At 66.3% G+C, this 20,382-nt stretch carries 22 protein-coding genes; 9 read left to right on the top strand and 13 right to left on the bottom strand.

The features are described 5' to 3' along the window. The 3 genes from GUV69_RS13370 to GUV69_RS13380 form a co-directional block, all read right to left on the bottom strand. Window positions 1-207, bottom strand: a complete 207-nt coding sequence (locus tag GUV69_RS13370; RefSeq protein WP_164203111.1) for a hypothetical protein — start codon at window positions 205-207, stop codon at window positions 1-3. Window positions 208-291: 84 nt separating this feature from the next. Then, the gene (gene pheA, locus GUV69_RS13375; RefSeq protein WP_164203113.1) at window positions 292-1,272 is read right to left on the bottom strand and encodes a prephenate dehydratase; all 981 of its coding nucleotides are present in this window, start codon (window positions 1,270-1,272) and stop codon (window positions 292-294) included. A 42-nt stretch (window positions 1,273-1,314) separates the two neighbouring features. Beyond that, the gene (locus GUV69_RS13380) at window positions 1,315-1,641 is read right to left on the bottom strand and encodes a rhodanese-like domain-containing protein (protein WP_164203115.1); all 327 of its coding nucleotides are present in this window, start codon (window positions 1,639-1,641) and stop codon (window positions 1,315-1,317) included. Between the two features lie 155 nt (window positions 1,642-1,796). Between GUV69_RS13380 and GUV69_RS13385 the strand changes: the two genes are divergently transcribed. From GUV69_RS13385 to GUV69_RS13395, 3 genes are all read left to right on the top strand, one after another. Next, on the top strand, window positions 1,797-3,239 hold the full coding sequence (locus tag GUV69_RS13385) for an amidase (RefSeq protein ID WP_164206532.1): 1,443 nt from the start codon (window positions 1,797-1,799) through the stop codon (window positions 3,237-3,239). A gap of 85 nt (window positions 3,240-3,324) precedes the next feature. Next, entirely contained in the window at window positions 3,325-3,528 is a 204-nt protein-coding gene (locus GUV69_RS13390; protein WP_164203117.1) for a hypothetical protein, read from the top strand. A gap of 141 nt (window positions 3,529-3,669) precedes the next feature. Continuing rightward, window positions 3,670-4,059, top strand: coding sequence for a hypothetical protein (locus tag GUV69_RS13395; RefSeq protein WP_164203119.1), 390 nt, complete (start codon window positions 3,670-3,672; stop codon window positions 4,057-4,059). Here the strand turns inward: GUV69_RS13395 and GUV69_RS13400 are convergent. After that, entirely contained in the window at window positions 4,056-4,610 is a 555-nt protein-coding gene (locus GUV69_RS13400; protein WP_164203121.1) for a DUF4190 domain-containing protein, read from the bottom strand. The two genes, GUV69_RS13395 and GUV69_RS13400, sit on opposite strands and share 4 nt — an antisense overlap. Window positions 4,611-4,664: 54 nt before the next feature. Continuing rightward, window positions 4,665-5,552 carry a nuclease-related domain-containing protein gene (locus GUV69_RS13405; RefSeq protein WP_164203123.1) on the bottom strand — a complete coding sequence of 296 codons (888 nt, stop codon included), beginning with the start codon at window positions 5,550-5,552 and terminating at the stop codon, window positions 4,665-4,667. Window positions 5,553-5,808: 256 nt separating this feature from the next. Here GUV69_RS13405 and pgm point away from each other — a divergent pair, with 256 nt between their 5' ends. After that, the gene (gene pgm, locus GUV69_RS13410) at window positions 5,809-7,467 is read left to right on the top strand and encodes a phosphoglucomutase (alpha-D-glucose-1,6-bisphosphate-dependent) (RefSeq protein ID WP_164203125.1); all 1,659 of its coding nucleotides are present in this window, start codon (window positions 5,809-5,811) and stop codon (window positions 7,465-7,467) included. Window positions 7,468-7,646: 179 nt separating this feature from the next. On the opposite strand, the gene GUV69_RS13415 is transcribed toward pgm, so the two are convergent. Further along, window positions 7,647-8,252, bottom strand: coding sequence for a malonic semialdehyde reductase (locus GUV69_RS13415; RefSeq protein WP_164203127.1), 606 nt, complete (start codon window positions 8,250-8,252; stop codon window positions 7,647-7,649). A gap of 200 nt (window positions 8,253-8,452) precedes the next feature. Between GUV69_RS13415 and GUV69_RS13420 the strand changes: the two genes are divergently transcribed. Continuing rightward, entirely contained in the window at window positions 8,453-9,805 is a 1,353-nt protein-coding gene (locus GUV69_RS13420) for a uracil-xanthine permease family protein (protein WP_164203129.1), read from the top strand. Between the two features lies 1 nt (window position 9,806). On the opposite strand, the gene GUV69_RS13425 is transcribed toward GUV69_RS13420, so the two are convergent. The 4 genes from GUV69_RS13425 to GUV69_RS13440 all read right to left on the bottom strand — a co-directional run bounded on the left by GUV69_RS13425 (window position 9,807) and on the right by GUV69_RS13440 (window position 13,088). Then, on the bottom strand, window positions 9,807-10,670 hold the full coding sequence (locus GUV69_RS13425) for an SGNH/GDSL hydrolase family protein (RefSeq protein WP_164203131.1): 864 nt from the start codon (window positions 10,668-10,670) through the stop codon (window positions 9,807-9,809). Further along, entirely contained in the window at window positions 10,667-11,485 is an 819-nt protein-coding gene (locus GUV69_RS13430) for a GAF and ANTAR domain-containing protein (protein ID WP_164203133.1), read from the bottom strand. Before GUV69_RS13430 ends, GUV69_RS13425 begins: the two co-directional genes overlap by 4 nt. A 145-nt stretch (window positions 11,486-11,630) precedes the next feature. Further along, window positions 11,631-12,146 (bottom strand): hypothetical protein, encoded by a 516-nt coding sequence (locus GUV69_RS13435; RefSeq protein ID WP_164203135.1) that lies wholly within the window; start codon window positions 12,144-12,146, stop codon window positions 11,631-11,633. A gap of 42 nt (window positions 12,147-12,188) precedes the next feature. Next, window positions 12,189-13,088 (bottom strand): SDR family oxidoreductase, encoded by a 900-nt coding sequence (locus GUV69_RS13440; protein WP_164203138.1) that lies wholly within the window; start codon window positions 13,086-13,088, stop codon window positions 12,189-12,191. Between the two features lie 195 nt (window positions 13,089-13,283). On the opposite strand from GUV69_RS13440, the gene GUV69_RS13445 reads away from it, so the two are divergent. Next, window positions 13,284-13,781: a DUF6328 family protein gene (locus tag GUV69_RS13445; protein WP_164203140.1), complete on the top strand. Its 498-nt coding sequence runs from the start codon at window positions 13,284-13,286 to the stop codon at window positions 13,779-13,781. A gap of 53 nt (window positions 13,782-13,834) precedes the next feature. Beyond that, window positions 13,835-14,497, top strand: coding sequence for a DUF6766 family protein (locus GUV69_RS13450; RefSeq protein ID WP_164203142.1), 663 nt, complete (start codon window positions 13,835-13,837; stop codon window positions 14,495-14,497). Between the two features lie 96 nt (window positions 14,498-14,593). Here the strand turns inward: GUV69_RS13450 and GUV69_RS13455 are convergent, their stop codons facing one another. The 3 genes from GUV69_RS13455 to GUV69_RS13465 all read right to left on the bottom strand — a co-directional run bounded on the left by GUV69_RS13455 (window position 14,594) and on the right by GUV69_RS13465 (window position 17,043). Next, window positions 14,594-15,718, bottom strand: coding sequence for a glycerate kinase (locus GUV69_RS13455; protein ID WP_164203143.1), 1,125 nt, complete (start codon window positions 15,716-15,718; stop codon window positions 14,594-14,596). A 65-nt stretch (window positions 15,719-15,783) separates the two neighbouring features. Next, on the bottom strand, window positions 15,784-16,602 hold the full coding sequence (locus tag GUV69_RS13460) for a class I SAM-dependent methyltransferase (protein WP_244292718.1): 819 nt from the start codon (window positions 16,600-16,602) through the stop codon (window positions 15,784-15,786). 54 nt (window positions 16,603-16,656) lie between these two features. After that, window positions 16,657-17,043 (bottom strand): STAS/SEC14 domain-containing protein, encoded by a 387-nt coding sequence (locus GUV69_RS13465; protein ID WP_164203145.1) that lies wholly within the window; start codon window positions 17,041-17,043, stop codon window positions 16,657-16,659. A 146-nt stretch (window positions 17,044-17,189) separates the two neighbouring features. Between GUV69_RS13465 and GUV69_RS13470 the strand changes: the two genes are divergently transcribed. Continuing rightward, entirely contained in the window at window positions 17,190-18,806 is a 1,617-nt protein-coding gene (locus GUV69_RS13470; RefSeq protein WP_244292719.1) for an ATP-binding protein, read from the top strand. Between the two features lie 19 nt (window positions 18,807-18,825). Next, the gene (locus tag GUV69_RS13475) at window positions 18,826-20,370 is read left to right on the top strand and encodes a putative bifunctional diguanylate cyclase/phosphodiesterase (protein ID WP_164203149.1); all 1,545 of its coding nucleotides are present in this window, start codon (window positions 18,826-18,828) and stop codon (window positions 20,368-20,370) included. Window positions 20,371-20,382: the final 12 nt, after the last annotated feature.

Genomic DNA, 20,382 nt, shown 5'->3' on the forward strand with positions numbered 1-20,382 from the left:
TTAAGCAGTGGCTTTCTTGGCTGCTTCCTCCGCGGCGGCCTTAGCGGCACGCGCTTCCGACTGCTCGCGGATCATGGCCTGCTCTTCTTCAAAGCGGAGGCGGTCGGCCCGGTCAGCCTCATCGCCGTCCCAGTCCTGGTTGTCAGCGGTCGGTTTGGGGTTAACGATCATGCCCTGGCCGTCATCGTCTGTGCTGCTGGTGTTCATGACATGCTCCCTTCGTTAGGGGCCGTCCCCCAAGTGGATCAAGCAAGCATACGCACAGTACCAATCGCGCGGAAGTACCCCGGCCTACGCTGTGGGCGAAGCTTCGGAAGCCGTTTCGGGCGCAGTGTATGCCCCGCCCAGTATTCCGCCCACCCATTGATGCGCTGCACGGAATGCCTCGTCAGAGGTGTGCGGGGCCACGAGAACGGTCTGCGCGTCCGCCCGCCCGTAAGAGCCCAGGAACCGGGTAGCCGGGCTGATGCGGTGCAGTCCGGCCAGCGCATCAGCCACCCGGGCGTCCTGCACATGTCCATCGGCGTCGATGCTGAAAAAGTAGTGGCCGAGATACTGGCCGGTGGGCCGGGATTCGATCCGGCTGAGGTTGACCCCGCGGGTGGCGAACTGGTCCAGGATTTCCATCAGGGCCCCGGGCCGGTCCTCGGGCAACGGGACCACCACGGTGGTCTTATCCGCGCCGGTCCGTTCGGGCAGGACACCGGGCCGGCTGACAAGAATGAACCGTGTCACGGCTCCCGGGTTGTCACCGATATTTTCCGCCAGGACGTCCAGGCCCGGCTGTTCCCGGGCGACGATGGGTGCGCAGATAGCGGCGTCGTAGTGGGTGTCCTCTTCCAGCAGCCCCATGGCTGCTGCGGCTGTCGAGGACCCGGGGACGTATTCTGCACCCGGAATGTTCGCGTCGACCCACAGCCGGCATTGCGCCCAGGCGTGGCCGTGGGTGGAGATGCGCCGGACCGCGGCGGCCGGCGTGCCCGGACGGGCCACCAGCACAAAGCTGATGGGGACAAGGACCTCGCGAATGATCCGGAGTTCCTGCCCGCTGGCAATGGCGTCCAGCGTGGCCGTGACTCCGCCTTCAACCGAGTTCTCAATGGGGACCATGGCCGCGTCCGCACTACCGTCGCGGACCAGGTCCAGTGCCGCGTTCACGTTAAAGGCCGGGATACGGTGAGCCGCCGCCGCGCCCGGCACCTGCATCAGCGCCGCTTCGGTAAAGGTTCCCTCGGGACCGAGGAACGTGTAGGTAGCGGGTGACGCCGGCATGGAATATTCCTCAATGGGGATGGACGGGAGCGGGGCCTGCCGCTAGAGAATGAGCGGCTTCAGCCCGTTGTCAGACACCAGAGGCTTCCCCGACTCAAGCCACTGGTCCATCCCGCCGGCAACGTTGATGGCCGCATAGCCCTGGCCGGTAAGCCACTGGGCGGCGCGGAAGGACCGTCCGCCAGTGCGGCAGATGACGTAGAGGTCCTGGTCCGGGTCGAGTTCGCCCAGGCGTGCGGGCAACTGGTCAAGCGGAATGTGAAGGGCACCCTCTGCGTGTCCCGCTACCCACTCGTAGTCTTCGCGGACGTCCAGGATGGCGGCGTCGGCCGGAACGTCGCCCACTGGCACGGATTCGAAATCGCTCACGGGAGTCCTCTTTCGGATGGTGTTGGTCTTCTTCCAGCCTAGCGCGAGCGGCAGCCATGACTGCCGAAACCCGGGCAGGTTACGCTTCTAGTTGATCCTGAGGAGGAGCCTTGCCCGCTGCGCAGACAACCGCTTCCACAGCCGAGATCCACGGCATGTCCGCCGTCCAGCTGCGGAACTCGCTTCGGTCCGGGGAGCTTTCGGCCCGGGAAGCCACAGGTCACTTCCTTGCCCGCATCGCCGAGCGGAATCCGCTGCTGGGCGCTTTCGTCACCGTCACCGCGGAACAGGCAATGGCCGACGCCGGCGCAGCCGACGAGCTTTATGCCCGCCTTCGGAAGGGCTTGGGAACCGCGGGGGCAGCGGACCACGCCGGAGGCACCGCCGACGGCCTCCCGCTCCTGCACGGCATGCCGCTGGCCTTCAAGGACCTGACTGATGTGGCCGGCGTCGTGACCACTCATGGCAGCGCAGCACTGGACCATAAACCAGCCCCCATCGACGGCGCGCTGGCGGCGGCCCTAAAGGCTGAGGGGGTGATCTCGCTGGGCAAGACCCAGGTTCCGGAATTCGGCCTCACCGCGTACAGCGAAAACCGCATCGCCCCGCCGTCGCGCAATCCGCATGCCCCCAGCCGCAGCTCCGGCGGTTCCTCCGGCGGCAGCGCTGCCGCAGTGGCCGACCGGCTGCTCCCCTTCGCGCCCGGGACGGACGGCGGCGGCTCCATCAGGATCCCCGCGGCTGCCTGCGGGCTGGTGGGCCTCAAGCCCGGACGCGGTGTGGTGCCGTCCGGCGAGAGTCTGGGAGACCCCGCCGGGCTGGTGGTGGCGGGACCGCTTGCCCGCAGCGCCGCCGATGCTGCGCTGCTGGTGGACGCGCTGGCGCCGTCCCCTGAAGGCAGCCGTTACCTCGACGCCGTCGCACAGCAACCCCGGCCGCTGCGGATCGGCCTCACCCTGGACAGTCCCTGGTCCGCCACCTTCCCGTTCACAACGGAACCGGAAGCCCTCGCGGCACTGCAGGCGGGCCGGGACATGCTGGAACACGCCGGACATGCCGTGACCGAAGCGGCCATCCGCTACGACAACCGCTACCCGGACGCCTTCACCACAGCCTGGACAGCCGCCGTCGGAAGCGCCCGGATCAGCCCGCACCGTGAAGCGTTGCTCGCACCCCTGACCCGGACGTTCCGGCGCAGGGCCCAACAGCGCAGCGCGTCCAAGCTGAACGAATCGCTGGCCTTCCTGCGGCAAATCCAGCGCGACTCCATCACCCAGTACGCGGCGTGGGACCTGATGCTGATGCCCTCACTTGCCCAGACACCAAGGCCGGTGGGCTGGTTCACCGGCGCCTCTCACGGGGACGGGCGCTGGCCCGCCGCGGCGTGGGCCGGCGACGCCGACGACGACTACCGGAGGCAGTGCGAGTTCGCGCCGTGGTCCTCGATGGTGAACGTCTGCGGCCTGCCCGCCATCACCATTCCCGTGTACTGGACCGGTGGCCAACCCGGCACCGGACTCCCAATGGGCATCCAGCTGGTGGGACCAGAGGGGTCAGAATTGCTCCTGCTCCAGGTGGCGGCGCAGCTGGGGTTCTGAAGCCGGTGCGGGCTGGCTAGAGGGTGTCGACTCCACGGCCAAACGGGTGGAACATTAAAAGGCAGTCACTTTGAGGAGGTCTGTGATGTGCTATTCATCAAGCAAGGATTTCGGGTGGGGCACTAAGAAAGAGTCCGCCCGCGAACCCGAAGTGCGCCAGCAAACTCCGCCGGACCGTACTGAACCGACATTCACGGCCAAGGATTTCACCTTCTGGGCGTTCCCGCGCCGGCGGAAGAACCACGAGGCCGGGGAACCCGCTGCTGAGCGCACCCGCGAGAGGGTCTGACCCGTTGGCCAAGCCCGCTTGACGAAAGGCCCCATACCGGGGCCTTTCCACTGCCCGGTCCGGCACCGCACCCGCCCGCCCGCCGAACAGCCTGGCCGGGAAACCCACACAAAACCCGTCGTGGAGCAGGAGGAACCCTGAATGCGCGGACAGTACGTTCACGAAGCATCGTTGCTGATGGCTGCCGGGTCCGATCCCGCGGCACCGGGTGCGGCCATCACCCTTGAACTATGCGGAAGCTGGGAGCATGAACCGCCGTGCCCCCTGGCCCCGCATCACACCGAACACTCCCGGGAAGGCGACGGGGTCCGGCTAAGGGTGGTCTTCGCTGCCGAGCCGGACAAGGAAGACGAGGTCCGCCGCCGGATCGAGAACGCCCTGGCCGGCGGGTCACTCACCGGGCCTGGCGGAGTAAAGACGAACTGGACTTTGCAGCACACAGGTTCCGGTGTGCTCACCGGGACAGAACGCGAACGGGCGCAACGGATCGCGGCCGCAAACCCGTCGCCGGAAACGTCTCCGGAAGCCTAGTAGCCGTAGCCTGAACTGGAGCTGTAGGCCGCCAGCCCGATGATGAGGAACAGCCAGATCGCTCCATACCCGACGAGGCAGAGGTAGCCCAGGACCAGCCCGGTGATGGAGAACCCCTTGCCGGCCGGTTCGCGGCTGAGGCCCAGGTGGCCGGTGATAATCGCAACGACCTGCGGAATCATGAACCAGCCCAGGAGGACCGAGGAAATTCCGCAGACCATGCTGGTGATGCTCAGGCCCTTGGGTTCGGCGGCCGGCATGCCGTAATAAGCCGGCTGGCCGTACTGATTGGGCTGGCCATACTGATTGGGCTGGCCGTAGCTGTTCGGCGGACCATACGGGCTGCCGGGCTGAGCGTAGGGCGCGCCGTACTGCTCGGCAGGCTGGCTGTACTGGCCTGCCCCGGGCTGGTTCCAGTCGTAGAGGGGCGGCGCCGGGTTGGTGGAACCCTGAGGCGGCACGAACTGCGGCGGTTCGTAACCGTATGAATCGCCCGATCCCTGGGCGCCGGACCCCTGCGGATCCGGGCGCGGCGTTGTCTGGTCACTCATTTTTTCCCCAATCGAAGTCTTCGCTTCCAGCCTACCGCCGCCTCCGGCCCAGTCCTACTGGCCAAAATACGGCAGCGCGTACACAGCGAAAACCACAAATCCGGCGAGGCACAGCAGCCGGGCCATCGCGCCGGCGGCGTGTTGCTGCGCCTTCGTTTTCCGGCCGGTTCCCGAGGCGGCCCTGTACACTCCATGGCCGCCATGGGCTGATTGCCTCGTTGGTTGCCTGTCATTTGGCCGCACGACCGGCCGGGTACCGTGCCGGGCCGGCGGATGCTGGGACGCGTCAGGCCGGACCGCGGACGGCGTCACCACCACGCGGTGGGCAGTCAAGGACTTCAGGGCAGGACTGTCCGGGGCCGGGTCCTGCGTGAGCTGCCGCGCAAGATGCGAATACAGGCCCAGCACTGACTGGTGGTCGAGCACGGCAGGCAGCGCCAGGACGGCATCCACAATCCGGTCGACACCGGCCACAGCAACGTCGGCGTTGGTGATGGCGAAGACGTCTGGCTGGCCCGCGAGGCAGATCAAGGGGCGGACAAAGCGCCGGTGCGGCGGCTCCAGCACCGAGGTGACGGCGGCACACTGGGCCAGGGCGCCCTCCACTGACTGTGTGCGGGCAAACCGGCCCTGCCAGAGGACCCCGCCGGACACACGGACTTCACCCGTCCAGTTCTTGGCATCCACGACCACCACGCCGCCGGGTCCCACCAGCACGTGATCCAGGTTCGCCTTCGGCCGGCCGGGCCAGTGCACGTCCTGCAGCAGGAACCAGCCGTGCGGGACGAGCTGGCTGAGCCGGTCGGCAACGATCCGCTCGCCCACGGCCCCGGCGTCCCAGGATTTTGTGGCCCGCTCGGCCTGGTCCAATTGGCGTTTCAGCCGCTGGACGCGCTCTGCCGCGAGTCGTGACTGTTCGGCTGCGCCGTCCCCTGCCCCCATGACCGGTCCCCACTTCCTGTAGCGGCTGCTTGCGCGCGCCGCTGCTGACTGCCGCAATGCGCGACGACGGTGCTGCCGCCGTCGTGCGCTGCTGCCTGACTTTTCCGAACGTAACAGCGGCGCGGTGAGCCGGTATATAGGTACTTTTCGACCAAGTACTCAGGTTTCACTACTTGTTCATGACATTCCGCGTCACAGGGTCCGCGATTTGGACCGGGTCGTATTGCCGCCCGCCCGGGTCTGGCATGCTGGTCCCATGGCTAGCCGCGCGGGCACAGTTGCCCAACCCCAGGACCTTGTTGACATCACTGCGCTCCTCGACGCGTACTACGATATTTCGCCGGATCTGGGTGATCCCGGCCAGCGCGTAGCGTTCGGCACCTCGGGACACCGGGGATCCAGCCTGAAGGCTTCGTTCAACGAAAAACACATCGTGGCCATCACGCAGGCCATCGTCGAATACCGGGCGGGCCAGGGCATTACGGGCCCGCTGTTCCTGGCGAAGGACACCCACGCCCTCAGCGAACCGGCACAGAACTCCGCGCTTGAGGTGCTGGCTGCCAACGGCGTGAACGTGCTGGTGGACGCCCGCCACGGCTACACGCCGACGCCGGCTCTGAGCCACGCCATCCTTACGTACAACAACAACCGCGCTGCCGGCGCCCCGGAAGCGGACGGCATCGTTGTTACGCCCAGCCACAATCCCCCGGCCGACGGCGGCTTCAAGTACAACCCGCCCCACGGCGGCCCGGCCGATTCCGACGCCACGGGCTGGATCGCCAACCGCGCCAACGAACTGCTCGAAAACGATCTTCGCGGCGTCAAGCGCATCCCCGTGGCGGACGCCCTCGCCGCTGACAGCACCGGCAAGTTCGACTTTCTCAGCAGCTACGTAGACGACCTCCCGTCCGTCCTGAACCTGGACGCCATCCGCGAAGCAGGCGTCCGCATCGGCGCCGACCCCATGGGCGGCGCCTCCGTGGATTACTGGGGCGAGATCGGCGAACGCCACCACCTGGACCTGACCGTGGTGAACCCCACCGTGGACCCGCAATGGGCATTTATGACCCTGGACTGGGATGAAAAGATCCGGATGGACTGCTCCTCGCCCGCCGCCATGGCGTCTCTTATCAAGCGGATGTCCGACGGCGGCGCGGGCTCCGCGTTCGATGTCGCCACCGGGAATGACGCGGACGCCGACAGGCATGGCATCGTGACACCTGACGGTGGCCTGATGAACCCGAACCACTACCTCGCCGTCGCCATCGATTACCTCTACCGCAACCGCAGCGGGTGGAACCCCAACTCGGTGGTGGGCAAGACCCTGGTGTCATCCTCGATCATCGACCGCGTGGCCGAGAGCCTGGGCCGCAAACTTGTGGAGGTCCCCGTGGGCTTCAAGTGGTTTGTGCCGGGTTTGCTGTCCGGTGAAGGCGCGTTCGGCGGCGAGGAATCGGCCGGCGCCTCCTTCAACAAACTGGACGGCAGCGTCTGGACCACGGACAAGGACGGCATCCTTCTGGCACTGCTGGCCTCGGAGATCACGGCCGTCACGGGCAAGTCCCCGTCGCAGCTCTACAAGGGGCTGACCGACCAGTTCGGCGCGCCCGTCTACGCGCGCATCGATGCAGCAGCCACGCGCGAGCAGAAGGCGGCACTCGGCAAGCTGTCGCCGTCGGACGTCACGGCCACGGAACTGGCCGGCGAACCCATCAAAGCCAAGCTGACGGAGGCGCCCGGCAACGGTGCGTCCATCGGCGGGCTCAAAGTGGTCACGGAAAACGCCTGGTTCGCCGCGCGCCCGTCCGGCACCGAGGATGTCTACAAGATCTACGCCGAGTCTTTCAAGGGCGAGGAGCACCTCAAGCAGGTGCAGGCTGAGGCCAAGGCCCTGGTGGACGGCGTGATCGCCTAACCCCCGCCTACCGCACCGCACCGGGACCCTGGCCCCCACCCCCACAGACGCTCTCTCACTTAATGCGCTTTAAACGCCGATGCTCTCTCACTTTCTTGAGGAAAGTGAGAGAGCATCGGCGTTAATGCCGCATTAAGTGAGAGATCATTCCCCGAAAAGCCGCATTAAGTGAGAGAGGGTCAGACGGTGCGGACGACGTCCTCGTAGGCGAACTTGGGCTTTGCTGCACCCCAGGCATCTTCACCGGGCTGGCCGATGTTGACCACCAGGAAGCTCTTCTGCTCGCCGGCCGGGAAGAGCTGGGCGTCGATGGCGTTGAAGTCGGCACCGGTCATGGGGCCTGCGGCGAGGCCGAGGGACCGGACGGCAAGGATGAAGTAGCCGGCCTGCAGGTGCGCGTTGTTGTTGCCGGTGGCCGCAGCCAGGTCCGGAGCGGCGTCGTACATGGCCTTCGGTGCGCCGTACTCGGGCAGGAAGGTGTCCCACTGCTCGGCCCAGGCGGTGTCGTAGCTGAGGACGGCAACCAGCGGAGCGGAGGCGGTCTTGGCCTTGTTTCCGTTCGCCAGGGCGTCAACCAGCTTGGCGCGGGCCTCGTCCGAGCGGACATAGGTGACGCGGAGGGGCTGGGAGTTGAAAGCCGTGGGGCCGAACTTGGTGAGCTCGTAGATGGCGCGGGCCTGGTCCTCGGTCACCTCGCCGGTGAAGGAGTTGGCGGTGCGGGCTTCGGCAAAGATGGCGTCGACGGCTGCTGAGTCGATGACTGCTTCTTCGTGGGCAATAGTCATGTGCGTACCTTTCGCTGGGCCCGCTCATCGGGAAGATGGGCCGGCGGTCTGCTTTCCATAGTTGCAACTTCAAGCGTTCGTGTCTTCTTCCCGTGACGGCACGTGACGTCCGGCACACCGGGTCACCGGACCCTGCATCGCGGTATTGTTGCACCGGAACATCCCCGGCCCAGCGGCCAACCCCCTGAAAGGCCCAGCCCATGAGCATGCTCGGAATGAAATGGAAGCTGCACGGCAACGGCAAATCAATCAAGCCGGGCCACGTGGTTGCCCCGGACGAGCGGCTGGCCTGGCCGCTGACCATCGGGGTGGGTATGCAGCACGTCGTGGCCATGTTCGGCGCGACGTTCCTGGTCCCCATCATCACCGGTATGCCGCCGGCCACCACCCTGTTCTTCTCGGGCATCGGCACGCTGCTGTTCCTGGTCATCACGAAGGGCCGCGTCCCCAGCTACCTCGGCTCGAGCTTCGCGTTCATTGCGCCCATCATGGCGTCCCAGCAGCAGTTCGGCGTACCCGGTGCGCTGGGCGGAGTGCTGCTTGCCGGCGTCGCACTGGCCGTGATCGGTGCGATTGTGCAGAAGTTCGGCGCGGGCTGGATCAACCGGCTGATGCCGCCGATCGTCACCGGTGCCATCGTGGCGCTGATCGGCCTGAACCTGGCCCCCGCGGCCAAGATGAACTTCGACGCCGCCCCTGTCACCGCCGTGATCACGCTGGCCACGATCATCCTGGTCAGCGTCCTGTTCAAGGGAATCATCGGCCGCCTCAGCATCCTGGTGGGCGTGGTGGTTGGCTACCTGGTGGCCATGCTGCGCGGCGAAGTGAGCTACGCCAAGATGGACGCTGCTGCGTGGATCGGCCTCCCCCAGTTCCAGACACCGGAATTCCACGTTGGCGTGCTTGGCCTCTTTGTCCCGGTGGTGCTTGTCCTGGTGGCTGAGAACATCGGGCATGTGAAGTCCGTGGCGGCCATGACCGGACAGAACCTCGACGGCGTCTCCGGCCGTGCGCTGATGGCCGACGGCGTCGCAACAGTCCTCGCCGGAGCCGGCGGCGGTTCCGGCACCACCACCTACGCGGAAAACATCGGCGTTATGGCGGCAACCAAGGTGTATTCAACGGCGGCGTACTGGGTTGCCGGCGTCTTCGCCATCGTGCTGAGCTTCTCGCCGAAGTTCGGCGAACTGATCGCCACGGTCCCCCAGGGTGTGCTGGGCGGCGCGGCCACCATGCTCTACGGCATGATCGGCATCCTGGGTGTGAAGATCTGGGTCCAGAACAAGGTGAACTTCTCCAACCCGATCAACCTGACTACCGCCGCCGTCGCCCTGATCATCGGCATTGCCGACTACACCTGGACCATCGGCGAGCTGACCTTCACCGGCATTGCCCTAGGCTCCGCGGCGGCCCTGGTGATTTACCACGGCATGAAGGCCATCGCGAGGGCCCGTGGCACGGTGGCGGAGCCGGAATCGGAAGTGGCAGGCCTGCCGCCCGCCGCGAAGGCCGCCCTCAACGCCGCCACGAAGCGGACCCCGAAGAAGCGCTGACTCAGGCCGCGTGGCTGCCCCCGATAAACGGGCCGGGCGGGCTGCCAATGCCAAAGACCGGCCCCGGCTCGGGCCGTTTGGGGGCCAGGGCCGCTTCTGCAGGGTGCCTCAGCTGCCGGATCACCCAGGGGACCAGGTATTCCCGTGCCCAGATCAGGTCCTCGGACCTGGCCTCCTTCCAGCTCCGGGCCCGCGGGGGTTTGGGTTCCAGGGGCACCAGCGTGTGCGGGACGCCGAGGGCCTTCAACACGGCCGCCGCGATGGTGTGGTGCCCCAGCGGCGAGAAGTGAAGCCGGTCCGGATCCCACATGCCGGGGCTTGAGAGCTCCCGCAGGAACCACAGGTCAACCATCACGGCGTCGTGGCGGGAGGCCACGGTGTGGAGGTTCTCGTTGAAGATGGCAACCTTGCCGCGGATCTGGCTGAAGACCGGTGTGGCGCCCCAGTCGGGTCCGGCGAAGAGGACCACCGTGGCGCCGGACCGGGTCAGCTGGTCAACGCCTGCGTCGATCTTTTCCGCGAGCCGGTCCGGGTCGCTGCGCCGGAAGACAATATCGTTGCCGCCTGCGGAGAGCGTCACAAGGTCGGGCTTGAGGGTCAGCGCGGGCTCCAGTTGCTGGTCCAGGATCTGCTGCACCAGCAGGCCCCGGACGGCAAGGTTGGCGTAGGCGAATTCCCGCTGGTTGGCACTGAGTTCTTCGGCCACACGGTCAGCCCAGCCGCGCAGACCTCCTTCGCTGCGGGGTTCGGGGTCGCCGATCCCCTCGGTGAACGAGTCACCCATTGCCACGAGCCGGTGCCAAGGGTGGGGCGGAGCCTCCGCAGCCGCGTTTCGGACTTCTTTGTCCTGCTTCCAGGCGTTCATCCTGTTCTCCCTGTTGTGTAGGGTCCCTCGTTTCGGCCTGGGGGTTTGGCCGAAATGAGTCCAGTGAAGCCGGCATTGTCCGGGCCCGGTTCTGCCGGTCCCGTGTGCGATGCGGCCACAATGTTCATGGCTGTTTCACGGAGTCCCTGGTTGGTGTGCCGTGCAACAGTCCTGAGGTATTGAAGTGCTGCTTCGTGGCCGAGCCCGTAGTCAGCCGTGAGGACGGTGACCGCCAGGTCCATCAGCACCATGGAGCTCTGGGCAACCGCCAACTGTGCGCTTGCCTCTGCCCGTTCCGCCACCCGCGCCACCATGTGCAGGGACCTGGCCACCTGCCGCACATACCGGCGCGTCTGGATGATGTCTTCGCTGGTGAAGGCGTGGGAGGTGGCCGCGTAGAGGCTTAGTGCGGCACTCCAGCCTGCGCGGGCCACGATGGGTATGGACAGCAGTGACCTGACACCGTGGTCGGCGGCAACATTGGCATAGCCGGGCCACCGGCGGTCACGGGCGACGTCAGCCAGATGAACAAAATCACCGGTGCGAAGGGATTCCAGCACGGGTCCGTCCGCAAACGAACACTGTTCTTCGTCAGCTGCCCGGGCGGCGGCGCTGCCCGCGGCGGCGGTCCGGGTTACGCCGGGGCGGAAAAACGTGACGGCCCAGCTGATGCCGCGGAGGTCACCGTCAATATCGCGCATGAACTCGTGGGTGACTGCAGCAAGGAAGTCCTCGACATCCGTGCTGTCGAACACCATATCCGGGGGGTCGGGAAGTGATTCCCAGACCGTCGCCCCGGGGGTTGCCGCGGCCATGAGCACGCCTAGCTTCGATACGCTCGGCCCACTGCAAAACCTGTTACTAGGATACGTCCTGAGATGGCTCCGCGGGCGGGACCGGGCACTAAAAGGTCCCGGTCCCGCCCGCGGCGGAAAGACTCAGTCAGCCCGCACCAGACTGTCAGCCGGCGTCGAAACTTTCGTCGCCGTCGTCGTTCGGTGACTTCTCCTTGGGCAGGTCGTTGCCGCTGCCGTCCGGCAGGCCTGCAGCGTCCTGGTCCGACTCCGATGAGAAAGGCTCCGAACCCTGCGAATCGGCGTTGGATTCATCGATTTCGGCCTCGGCGGAGGGCACGTCAGCGTCCCGCGGAACGGGCGGCTCCCCCGGTTCAAACCCGGGGTCATTTGAGTCCGTTTCGGCATGGTGCTGTTCGTCCGTACCGCCGAACCGGCCCGCCCCGGGCTCGCCGGCGCTGTCCTGGTCCTCTTCATTAAAGTGGCTGAGGTTGGGGGTTCCCGTGGCGAACGTTTCGCCGTCCGGGCTGTCCTGGTTCAGGCCCGCGGCGTCGAAATCCTCTTCGTCCCGCGGCTGGGCGAACTGCTTGTTGTCCGCTCCGCCCATCTCCTGTTCGGCCGTCGGCGTTCCGTATCCGCCCACTTCTTCTTCCGGCTCCGTGCGCTGGTTTTCCTGACTCATGGTTCCTCCTGTTGTGGATGTGGATGAATCTGACGGGCAGTTCTAGAGACCCTTGCCGCCGGTGACCGGCAGCACGGCGCCTGAGATGTAGGACCCCTGTTCGGATGCCAGCAGCACATAGGCGGCAGCAAGTTCAGCCGGCTGGCCCGCCCGCTGGAGCGGGGTGTCCTGGCCGAACGTGGGGAGCTTGTCCGGCCACTCGGTTGCCGGAATCAGCGGAGTCCAAATGGGGCCGGGGGCCACGGCGTTGACGCGGATGCCTTTGGGTCCCAACTCCTGGGCCAGCGCCTTGGTAAACGCCACCTGCGCGGCCTTGGTCATGGCATAGTCAATCAGCTGCGGGGACGGGTTGAAGGCCTGAATGGAGGCTGTTGTGATGATCGAGGCACCGGCCTTCAGATGCGTCACCGCAGCCCGCGCCGTCCAGAGCAGCGAGTACAGGTTCGTTTTGAACACCCGGTCGAATTCCTCGGTGGGGAGGGTTTCGAGGCTCTCACGGTTCTTCTGGTAGGCGGCGTTCAGCACCACCACATCGAGTCCGCCGAACTCAGCCACGGTGTCCGCCACGATCCGGGTGCTGAAGTCCTCTTCCCGCCCGTCACCGGCGAGCAACAACGCACGCTGGCCGGCTTTGCGGATCCAGTCAGCGGTGTCCTGGGCGTCTTCTTCCTCTTCGGGAAGGTATGAGATTGCGACGTCGGCTCCCTCGCGGGCGAACGCGATGGCGGCAGCCTTGCCGATCCCGGAGTCTCCGCCGGTGATCAGCGCTGCCTTGCCCTGGAGTTTGCCGTGGCCTTCGTAGCTGAGTTCGCCGTGGTCCGGTTTGGGATCCATGGGAGCGGTCAGTCCGGGCTGTTCCTGCTCCTGCTTCGGGAAACCGCCGGAATGGTAGCTGCCCCGGGGGTCTGCTGGCGGTTCTGTCTGTTTCTGGTTGTCGCTCATAGTCCACCTCTTCACTGAATCGGTTTCCAAAGGGCCCATGCTGTACCAGCCCTTCGAAACTATCCCGCCCGGAGGAGCAAGTCCACCGTGCGGAGCAAACAATAAGCAAGCTTAGCAATTGTTGATCTTGGCGCAACTTCGGCTTAGCTTTGGAGCACGCGGCTTGGCGGCCATGCCCCGGAGCTAGGAGAACCAATGTCGGATGTGGAGGACTTCACCGGCCATAACAGCGGACGGAACGAAACCCGCGAGGAGCAGCTGGACCGGAACTGGGCCGAGCTGCTGCAGGAACTCCGGGTGCTCCAGACCGGAGTCCAGATCCTCGCAGGCTTCCTCCTGACACTCCCCTTCCAGGACCGGTTCGAGGAATTGGACGAGTTCCAGGTGGTCCTTTACCTCGTCAACGTGGTCATCGCGACGCTGACAACGGCCTTCATCCTGCTTCCCGTCAGCGTCCACCGCCGCCTGTTCCGCCAGCGCCTCAAAGCGATGCTGGTCTCCAGCGCAGACAGCATCACCAAAATTGCCCTCGCCGGAGTGGGGATGCTCAGCGTGGGAACAGCAGCCCTGGTTTTTGATGTCACGGCCGGCCGAACAGCCGGGCTGACCGCCGGGGGAATCCTGCTGGCTGTCCTCCTGGTCCTGCTGATCTATGTCCCGCTCCGGCTCAACCGCCGGGCGCAGGGACGATAACCGGCCCGACCCAAGGCACGCGGCGGACGGGGCCATCGAGCGAAGGAGCGGACATGCGCAAGTGGGCCAAAGAACACGGACTCCTGCTCGCCAACGCCGGACTGTTCCTGGCCTTCTTCGGCGGCATGGTTCTCTCCGGTGCGGCCACCTACAGCGAGGAACAGGCCACCCACGGCCAGCCCGGCGTCTCCGTGCTGGAGTACCTGTCAACGGGCGATTTTGTGGAGGCCACGTTCGAGAACTGGGAGTCCGAGTTCCTGCAGATGGCCATGTATGTGATCCTGACCGTGTTCCTTTTCCAGAAAGGTTCCTCCGAGTCCAAACCCATGGGCAAGGCCGCGCCGCAGGACCAGGATCCGCGCGATGCCACCATCAAGGACGCCACACCGTGGCCGGTGAAGCGCGGCGGGCTGGTCCTGAAGCTCTACGAACACTCGCTCTCCATCCTCTTGCTGCTGCTGTTCCTTGCCTCCTTCAGCATGCACGCGGCCGGCGGAACCGCCGCGTACAGCGACGAACAACAAAGCCACGGCCAGCCCGCCGTGACGTGGCTGCAGTACCTGGCCACCAGCCGGTTCTGGTTCGAGTCCTTCCAGAACTGGCAGAGCGAATTCCTTGCCGTGGCTGTCCTGGTGGGCGCGTCCGTGTATCTCCGCGAAAGGGGCTCTCCGGAATCCAAGCCGGTGGCCGAGCCACACTATGAGACCGGCTCCTGAGCGGTCTCGCCGCCCGGCGCGGCCCGCGGCAGCCGCGCAGACCGGTGCGGGCGCGCAGACTGGTGCGGGCGCGCAGACTGCGGCGGGCGCAGGGCCCTAGGCGCCTTCCAGGACCTGGGTGGTAGCCCAGGCCAGATACTTCGCGGCGTGCGCGACGGCGTCTTCCGGGCTGGGAGCCACATCGAGCAGTTGCGCGGCGGCTACGACACCATGGGCGGCCAGGTCTTCCGGCGTCACCAGGATTCGTCCCGCCACCACGATCACCGGAATGCCCAGCTCCCGGGCGGCGTCGGCGAGCGCAATGGGCGCCTTCCCCGTCAGCGACTGGGAGTCCATGGACCCTTCGCCGGTAATCACCAGGTCCGCACTGTCGAGCTGCCCGGCCAGGCCCGTGAGCCCGGCGACCAGCGCAAACCCGCTTTCCAGCCTGGCGTTGCTGAAGGCAAGGAACGACGCCGGGAAGCCGCCTGCCGCGCCCGAGCCCGGGACGTTGACGTCCCGGCCGGTTGCTTCACGGAGCAGGGACGCCCAGTTACGGAGGCCGGCGTCGAGCAGTTCCACGGCCTCGTCGTCGGCACCCTTTTGGGGCCCGAAGACGTGGGCGGCTCCGGTGCTGCCGAACAGCGGGTTCTGCACGTCCACGGCGATCCGGAAGGACACCGCGGACAGCCGCGGGTCCAGGCCGGACGTATCCAGGGCCACTACCTCGGCCAGCGATCCGCCGCCCAGGGGGACCACGTTTCCCGCGCTGTCCAGCGGCTTCAGGCCCAGCGCACGCAGGGCGCCGCTGCCGGCGTCGGTCATGGCGGAGCCGCCCAGGCCCAACACAATTTCGGTGGCACCGGCGTCCAGGGCGGCGGCGATCAACTGCCCGCAGCCGTAGCTGTGGGCCCGCAGGGCATTCGCGGGCGTGGGCTCCATGTGCGCCAGGCCCGACGCCTGCGCGGTTTCAATGACGGCGGTAGCACCGCCGTCGGAAATTTTGCGGATAGCCCAGGCGGCGCCGACAGGCTTAAGGATGGGCCCGACGACGGCATTGAGCCGCTCCTCGTAGCCGGCAGCGACGGCCGCCTCCAGGGTTCCCTCGCCGCCGTCGGCGATCGGAAACTGGCTGGCCACCGCCTCAGGGTATACACGCAGTGCGCCTTCGGCGATGGCGGCTGCGGCCTCTGCGGCGGTGAGCGAGCCTTTGAATTTGTCCGGGGCGATGAGAATGCGCATGCCGCCCATCATGCCAGCAACGCGCCGGAAAGCGCTTGCCCGATCCGGGATGCGGACAGCCGCGCTTACTGGCCGGGGGCCTTCCCCTTGAGGACGGCGAAGTAGCCGGGGACCCTGCTATCGCCGTCGGCGTCCATGAGGGGGTTTGTTTCGATGGTGGCGGGCCCGTCCTCCACCAGGGTCCAGCGGTCCGGCGGCATGACCCGGGCAAGCTCCTCCGGGCCGAAGCGGCCGGGCATGGGCAGTTTCCGAATGGCCATCTCCAGCGGCGCCGGGATGCTCCGCCGTGACGCTCCCAGATGCGAGACGTATTCCACCGGGTTTCCGCTGAAGTTCGTCTCGGCCAGGAAAACCCGGCCGCGGACACCCACCAGGCGGCGGAGGTTTTCCAGCAGCGCGGCCTGGTCGGCTACGTTCAGGACGTGAAGTACGCCGCGGATGAACACGTTCGAGTCCATGGACTCAACCAGCCCGGCACATCCGCCCGGCCGCGTCATGTCGCGCGCCAGAAAGCTGACGTTGGTGATGCCGGCGGACTCGTGCCGCGCCCGGGCCACCGCATGGCCGGATACATCCACCCCGATGACCCGCGGGGAGAATGCGGCGAGGGCCCGGCTGAAGCCGCCGTGCCCGCAGCCCACATCCACCACGGGGAGACTGGAATCAAAGTGCCGGTCCAGAATGCCGCGGTAGCCGAGGAGTTCGTGGTCGGAGCCGGAGTCCCACAACACTTCGCTCTGGGCACCCGTACTGGCGATCCCGGCCCAATACCTGTCCCAGGCAATCGCCCGGTCCTTCGGGGCAGAGCGGGACAGGCTGAGGAGCTTCGGCAGGATCAGGTACTTGCGCCAGGCTGCGGGGATCGACTTCAACGGGGAGGACACCGTTCAAATATAGGTGCCCGGACCGTTGCGGCCTGCGTGCGGGACTGATTGCGGTCAGACTGTCTCCGGCTGACCCTTCCGCAGCCAGGCCATCGCCTCATCCCTGGCCGTAAAGAAACGCGTGGGGCAGGGCAACTTGTTCAGGCCAAGGATGAAGTTAGCCAGGACCTTGTCAACCGGGGAAGAGCCCAGCAGCGCAATGCGGGACGCCTGGCAGGGCCTGCCGAAGACGGTCCGTGCACCGCGGCTGACCTGTGCCGTGGTGGCCATGTCCACCAGCATGGGATGGCGCAGCTCCCCGCACAGTTCATTCACGCCGCGCATCGCTGCCTCGGCGTCGGTTTGTGAGATGGACACCCCGCGCGGCCACTTCAACTGGACAACACCCTGCGCGTCCAGTGTCAGATCCGCCTTGGCAGCTTCAGGAGGCTGACTCGTCACTATTACCCCTCCGCAGATCTTTTATAAGCACCAGGTGTGCCCCGTCACCCTACAATGTACTCATTCAGGACTGATCCGGTACTAAATCAACAGCGAGGGGGACGGGGTTGCCTACGGACACGCCACATGTTGCGACTGTGCCATACGTGGCCGTTGTTGCAGACCCCGACGCCGGCCGCCGGGACGTCAGCGCGGCAGCCCTGGAAGCCGGGGGCTTCACCGTCCGCACCGCCGGCAGCGCCGCCGGCCTCAGCGCCCTGCTCGATGACGGTGAGCCCTCCGTACTCGTCCTGGACAGTTCTCTTTCGGACATCGACGCCGCCGCTCCCGTGCTGGTGCTCGTAGACCTGGACAATCCCGCGGAAGTCAAGGCCGTGGAGCATGCCGGCGTGCGGGACTGCGTGGCCAAGCCGCCCTCGGGCAAGGAACTGGTGCACCGCGCCACGGCCCTGATCAACCTGGTTTCCCGCCGGGCGGAGGCACGCCAGGAAGCGGAGGCACTGCGGGAAAGGCTCCGCCACGTCTCCGCGGCAATCCGCGGAACCAACGATCCCCAGCTGATCGCCGACTTTGTGGTGAAAGGCTTCGGGGAGACTTTCGGCGCGGACCGGGTCTGGCTGACCACGTTCGACGACTACAGGGTGCCGCGCATTACCGCCCAGTGGCACCGTTCCCGGCTCGCGCCACTGCCTGACACCCTGTTCGCGGACGTGGACGACGCACGCACGGCCGCTGATCTCCTCTGGTCACGGGCAGAGTCCCTGACCGCGGAAGCTGCGCTGGTGCAGGGCGGCAGTAACGACGTCGTACTGCCCCCGGAACTTGCCTCGCTCGGCGCGGCGGCGTCCGTGGCCGTCGCGATGGGTGAGGGGAGCTCGTCGCTGGGCATCATCTGGATTGCGCTGCTGGACTCGCCGAGGGAATGGTCACGGGCCGAGCTCGGACTGATCCAGCACGTGGCTGGCAACGCCGCCCACGGCCTGATCCAGAGCCACCTGATCACCAGCCAGCAGCAGGTGGTCAAGCAGCTCCGGCAGCTGGACAAAGCCAAGACCGATTTCCTTGCCACGGTCAACCACGAGCTCCGCACCCCGCTGACCTCCATCATGGCGTACCTGGACATGATCCAGGAGAACACTTCCGACCCTGTGTCTACGGAGGTCCATCAAATGCTGGACATCGTGGTCAGGAACACCGAACGGCTGCGCTTGCTGATCGAAGACATGCTGAGCGTTTCCCGCAACGGGCATGAGCTAAGCCCCCTGCAGCTGACACCGTTCCGGCTGGACCGGACACTGGGGATTGTCACCGCCGCACTCACGCCGCTCGCGAAGCTGCAGAACGTCACCATCGCCCTCGCACCCTCGGCTGACAATCCGGAAATCATGGCGGATGAAGTCCAGCTGCAGCAGGTGTTCACCAACCTGGTCTCCAACGCCATCAAGTTCACGCCAAGCGGCGGCCGGATCGACGTCGCCAGCCGCTCGAACACGGAATCGGACGGCAGCCGCTGGGCGGTCATTAGCGTCTCAGACACGGGCATGGGGATCTCCAGCGACGAGATAGCCCATATCTTCACCCGCTTCTATCGCGCGTCCAATGCCATGTCCGGGGCGGTGCCCGGTACCGGCCTCGGACTGGCCATCACCCAGGACATCGTCGACCGCCACGGCGGGCGCATCGAGGTGGCGTCGGAACTGGGGCACGGCACAACGGTCACAGTCGCACTCCCGCTCACCGCCCGGGCATCGCAGAATCCCTGAACCCCGGAGAGGAGGACCCATGTTCGCGGACGATGACCCCAGGCTGTCCCAACTTTTGGAGGGCATAGTCCGGCTTGCCTCCGGCGACCTCCAATCGCGGATTGACGTCTCACCGGCCCGGGACGAACTCGATGCCATCATCATGGGCACCAACCTCCTGGCTGAGGACCTGCAGATCATCTACGAGGAACTTGAACAGCGCGTTGAGGACCGGACGCAGCTCCTCCATGAAGCCCACCGGGAAATGCAGATGATGGCCATGCAGGATCCCCTCACCGGACTTGCCAACCGTTCCGCACTCCTGGCCGCAATCAAGTCCGCCCAGGACGACGACGGCGGGGCTGCCAGCCAGCCCGTGGCATTGCTCCTGGACCTCGATGCCTTCAAATCCATCAATGACACCCTTGGCCATGATGCCGGGGACCAGGTGCTGATCACTGTCGCCAGGCGGATCCGCGACGCTGTCCGGACCACCGACGTGGTGGCCCGGCTGGGCGGGGATGAGTTCGCCGTCGTTATGCCTGCCACAGGAGCGGACCAGGCCGCCGTCGTAGGTCAACGCATCCTCGCCGCCCTGAAGGAGCCGATCGACCTGCCCGACCGGACCATCCGCTGCGGAGCGAGCATTGGGCTCAGCGTCGGGGAAGCCGGCGGGTCGGCGGAGGACCTGCTGATGGAGGCCGACGTTGCGATGTACGCGTCCAAGGCCGAGGGCCAGAACCGGCTCCATGTGTTCGAGCCGGGGCTCCTGCTGGTCCGCCGGCTCCGCAGTCAACTGCTTGATGACCTCCGGGCCGCCGTCAAGGGCGAGGGCCTGGTGCTCCATTACCAGCCCGTCATTGAGCTTGAAACCGGACGGATCGAAGGCGTCGAAGCGCTGGTCCGCTGGCAGCACCCCACGCGCGGGCTCATCATGCCGGACGAGTTCATCCCCCTCGCCGAGGACGCCGGGCTGATCTCGGAGCTGGGGTTGTGGGTCCTCACCACGGCTGTGGGCCAGTTGCGGCACTGGATCGACGAGGCCGTGGTGGACAGTACGTTTTCCGTCCGGATCAACATCTCGGCAACAGATTTGCAGAGCCTGCAGTTCATCGAAGACGTCCGGGGGGTGCTCAAGGAGACCGGTGTCCGGCCGGAGCAGGTGGTCCTGGAACTGACGGAAGTGGCCATCGTCAGGGGGAATGAACTGGACCGGTACTCGCTGGGCGGCCTCCGCGGACTCGGGGTGGGAATCGAGATCGACGATTTCGGCACAGGCTACTCCTCCATCAGCTATCTTCGCCGGCTGCCTGTGGACCGGGTCAAGGTGGACCGTTCCCTGATTGAGGGGCTTGGAACAGACCCCAGCCAGCCGGCGCTGGTGGCGGCAGTTCTGCAGCTTGTGCGGGCCTGCGGGCTGGAGGCTGTCTGGGAAGGTGTGGAGACCGCCGAGCAAGCCGAGCAGCTGCGGAACCTCGGCTGCCTCAGTGCGCAGGGATATTACTTCAGTAAGCCGGTTCCCCCTGAACAGATGCGCGGGCTGCTGGCCAAGGCCGCAGGGGAAGTAATTACGGATAATCGTTGAGGGGCTGCGCTT

Origin of the sequence: [Micrococcus luteus] ATCC 49442 (assembly GCF_010367585.1) — a bacterium.
In the GTDB taxonomy this organism is placed as follows: Bacteria; Actinomycetota; Actinomycetes; order Actinomycetales; family Micrococcaceae; genus Arthrobacter; species Arthrobacter luteus_A.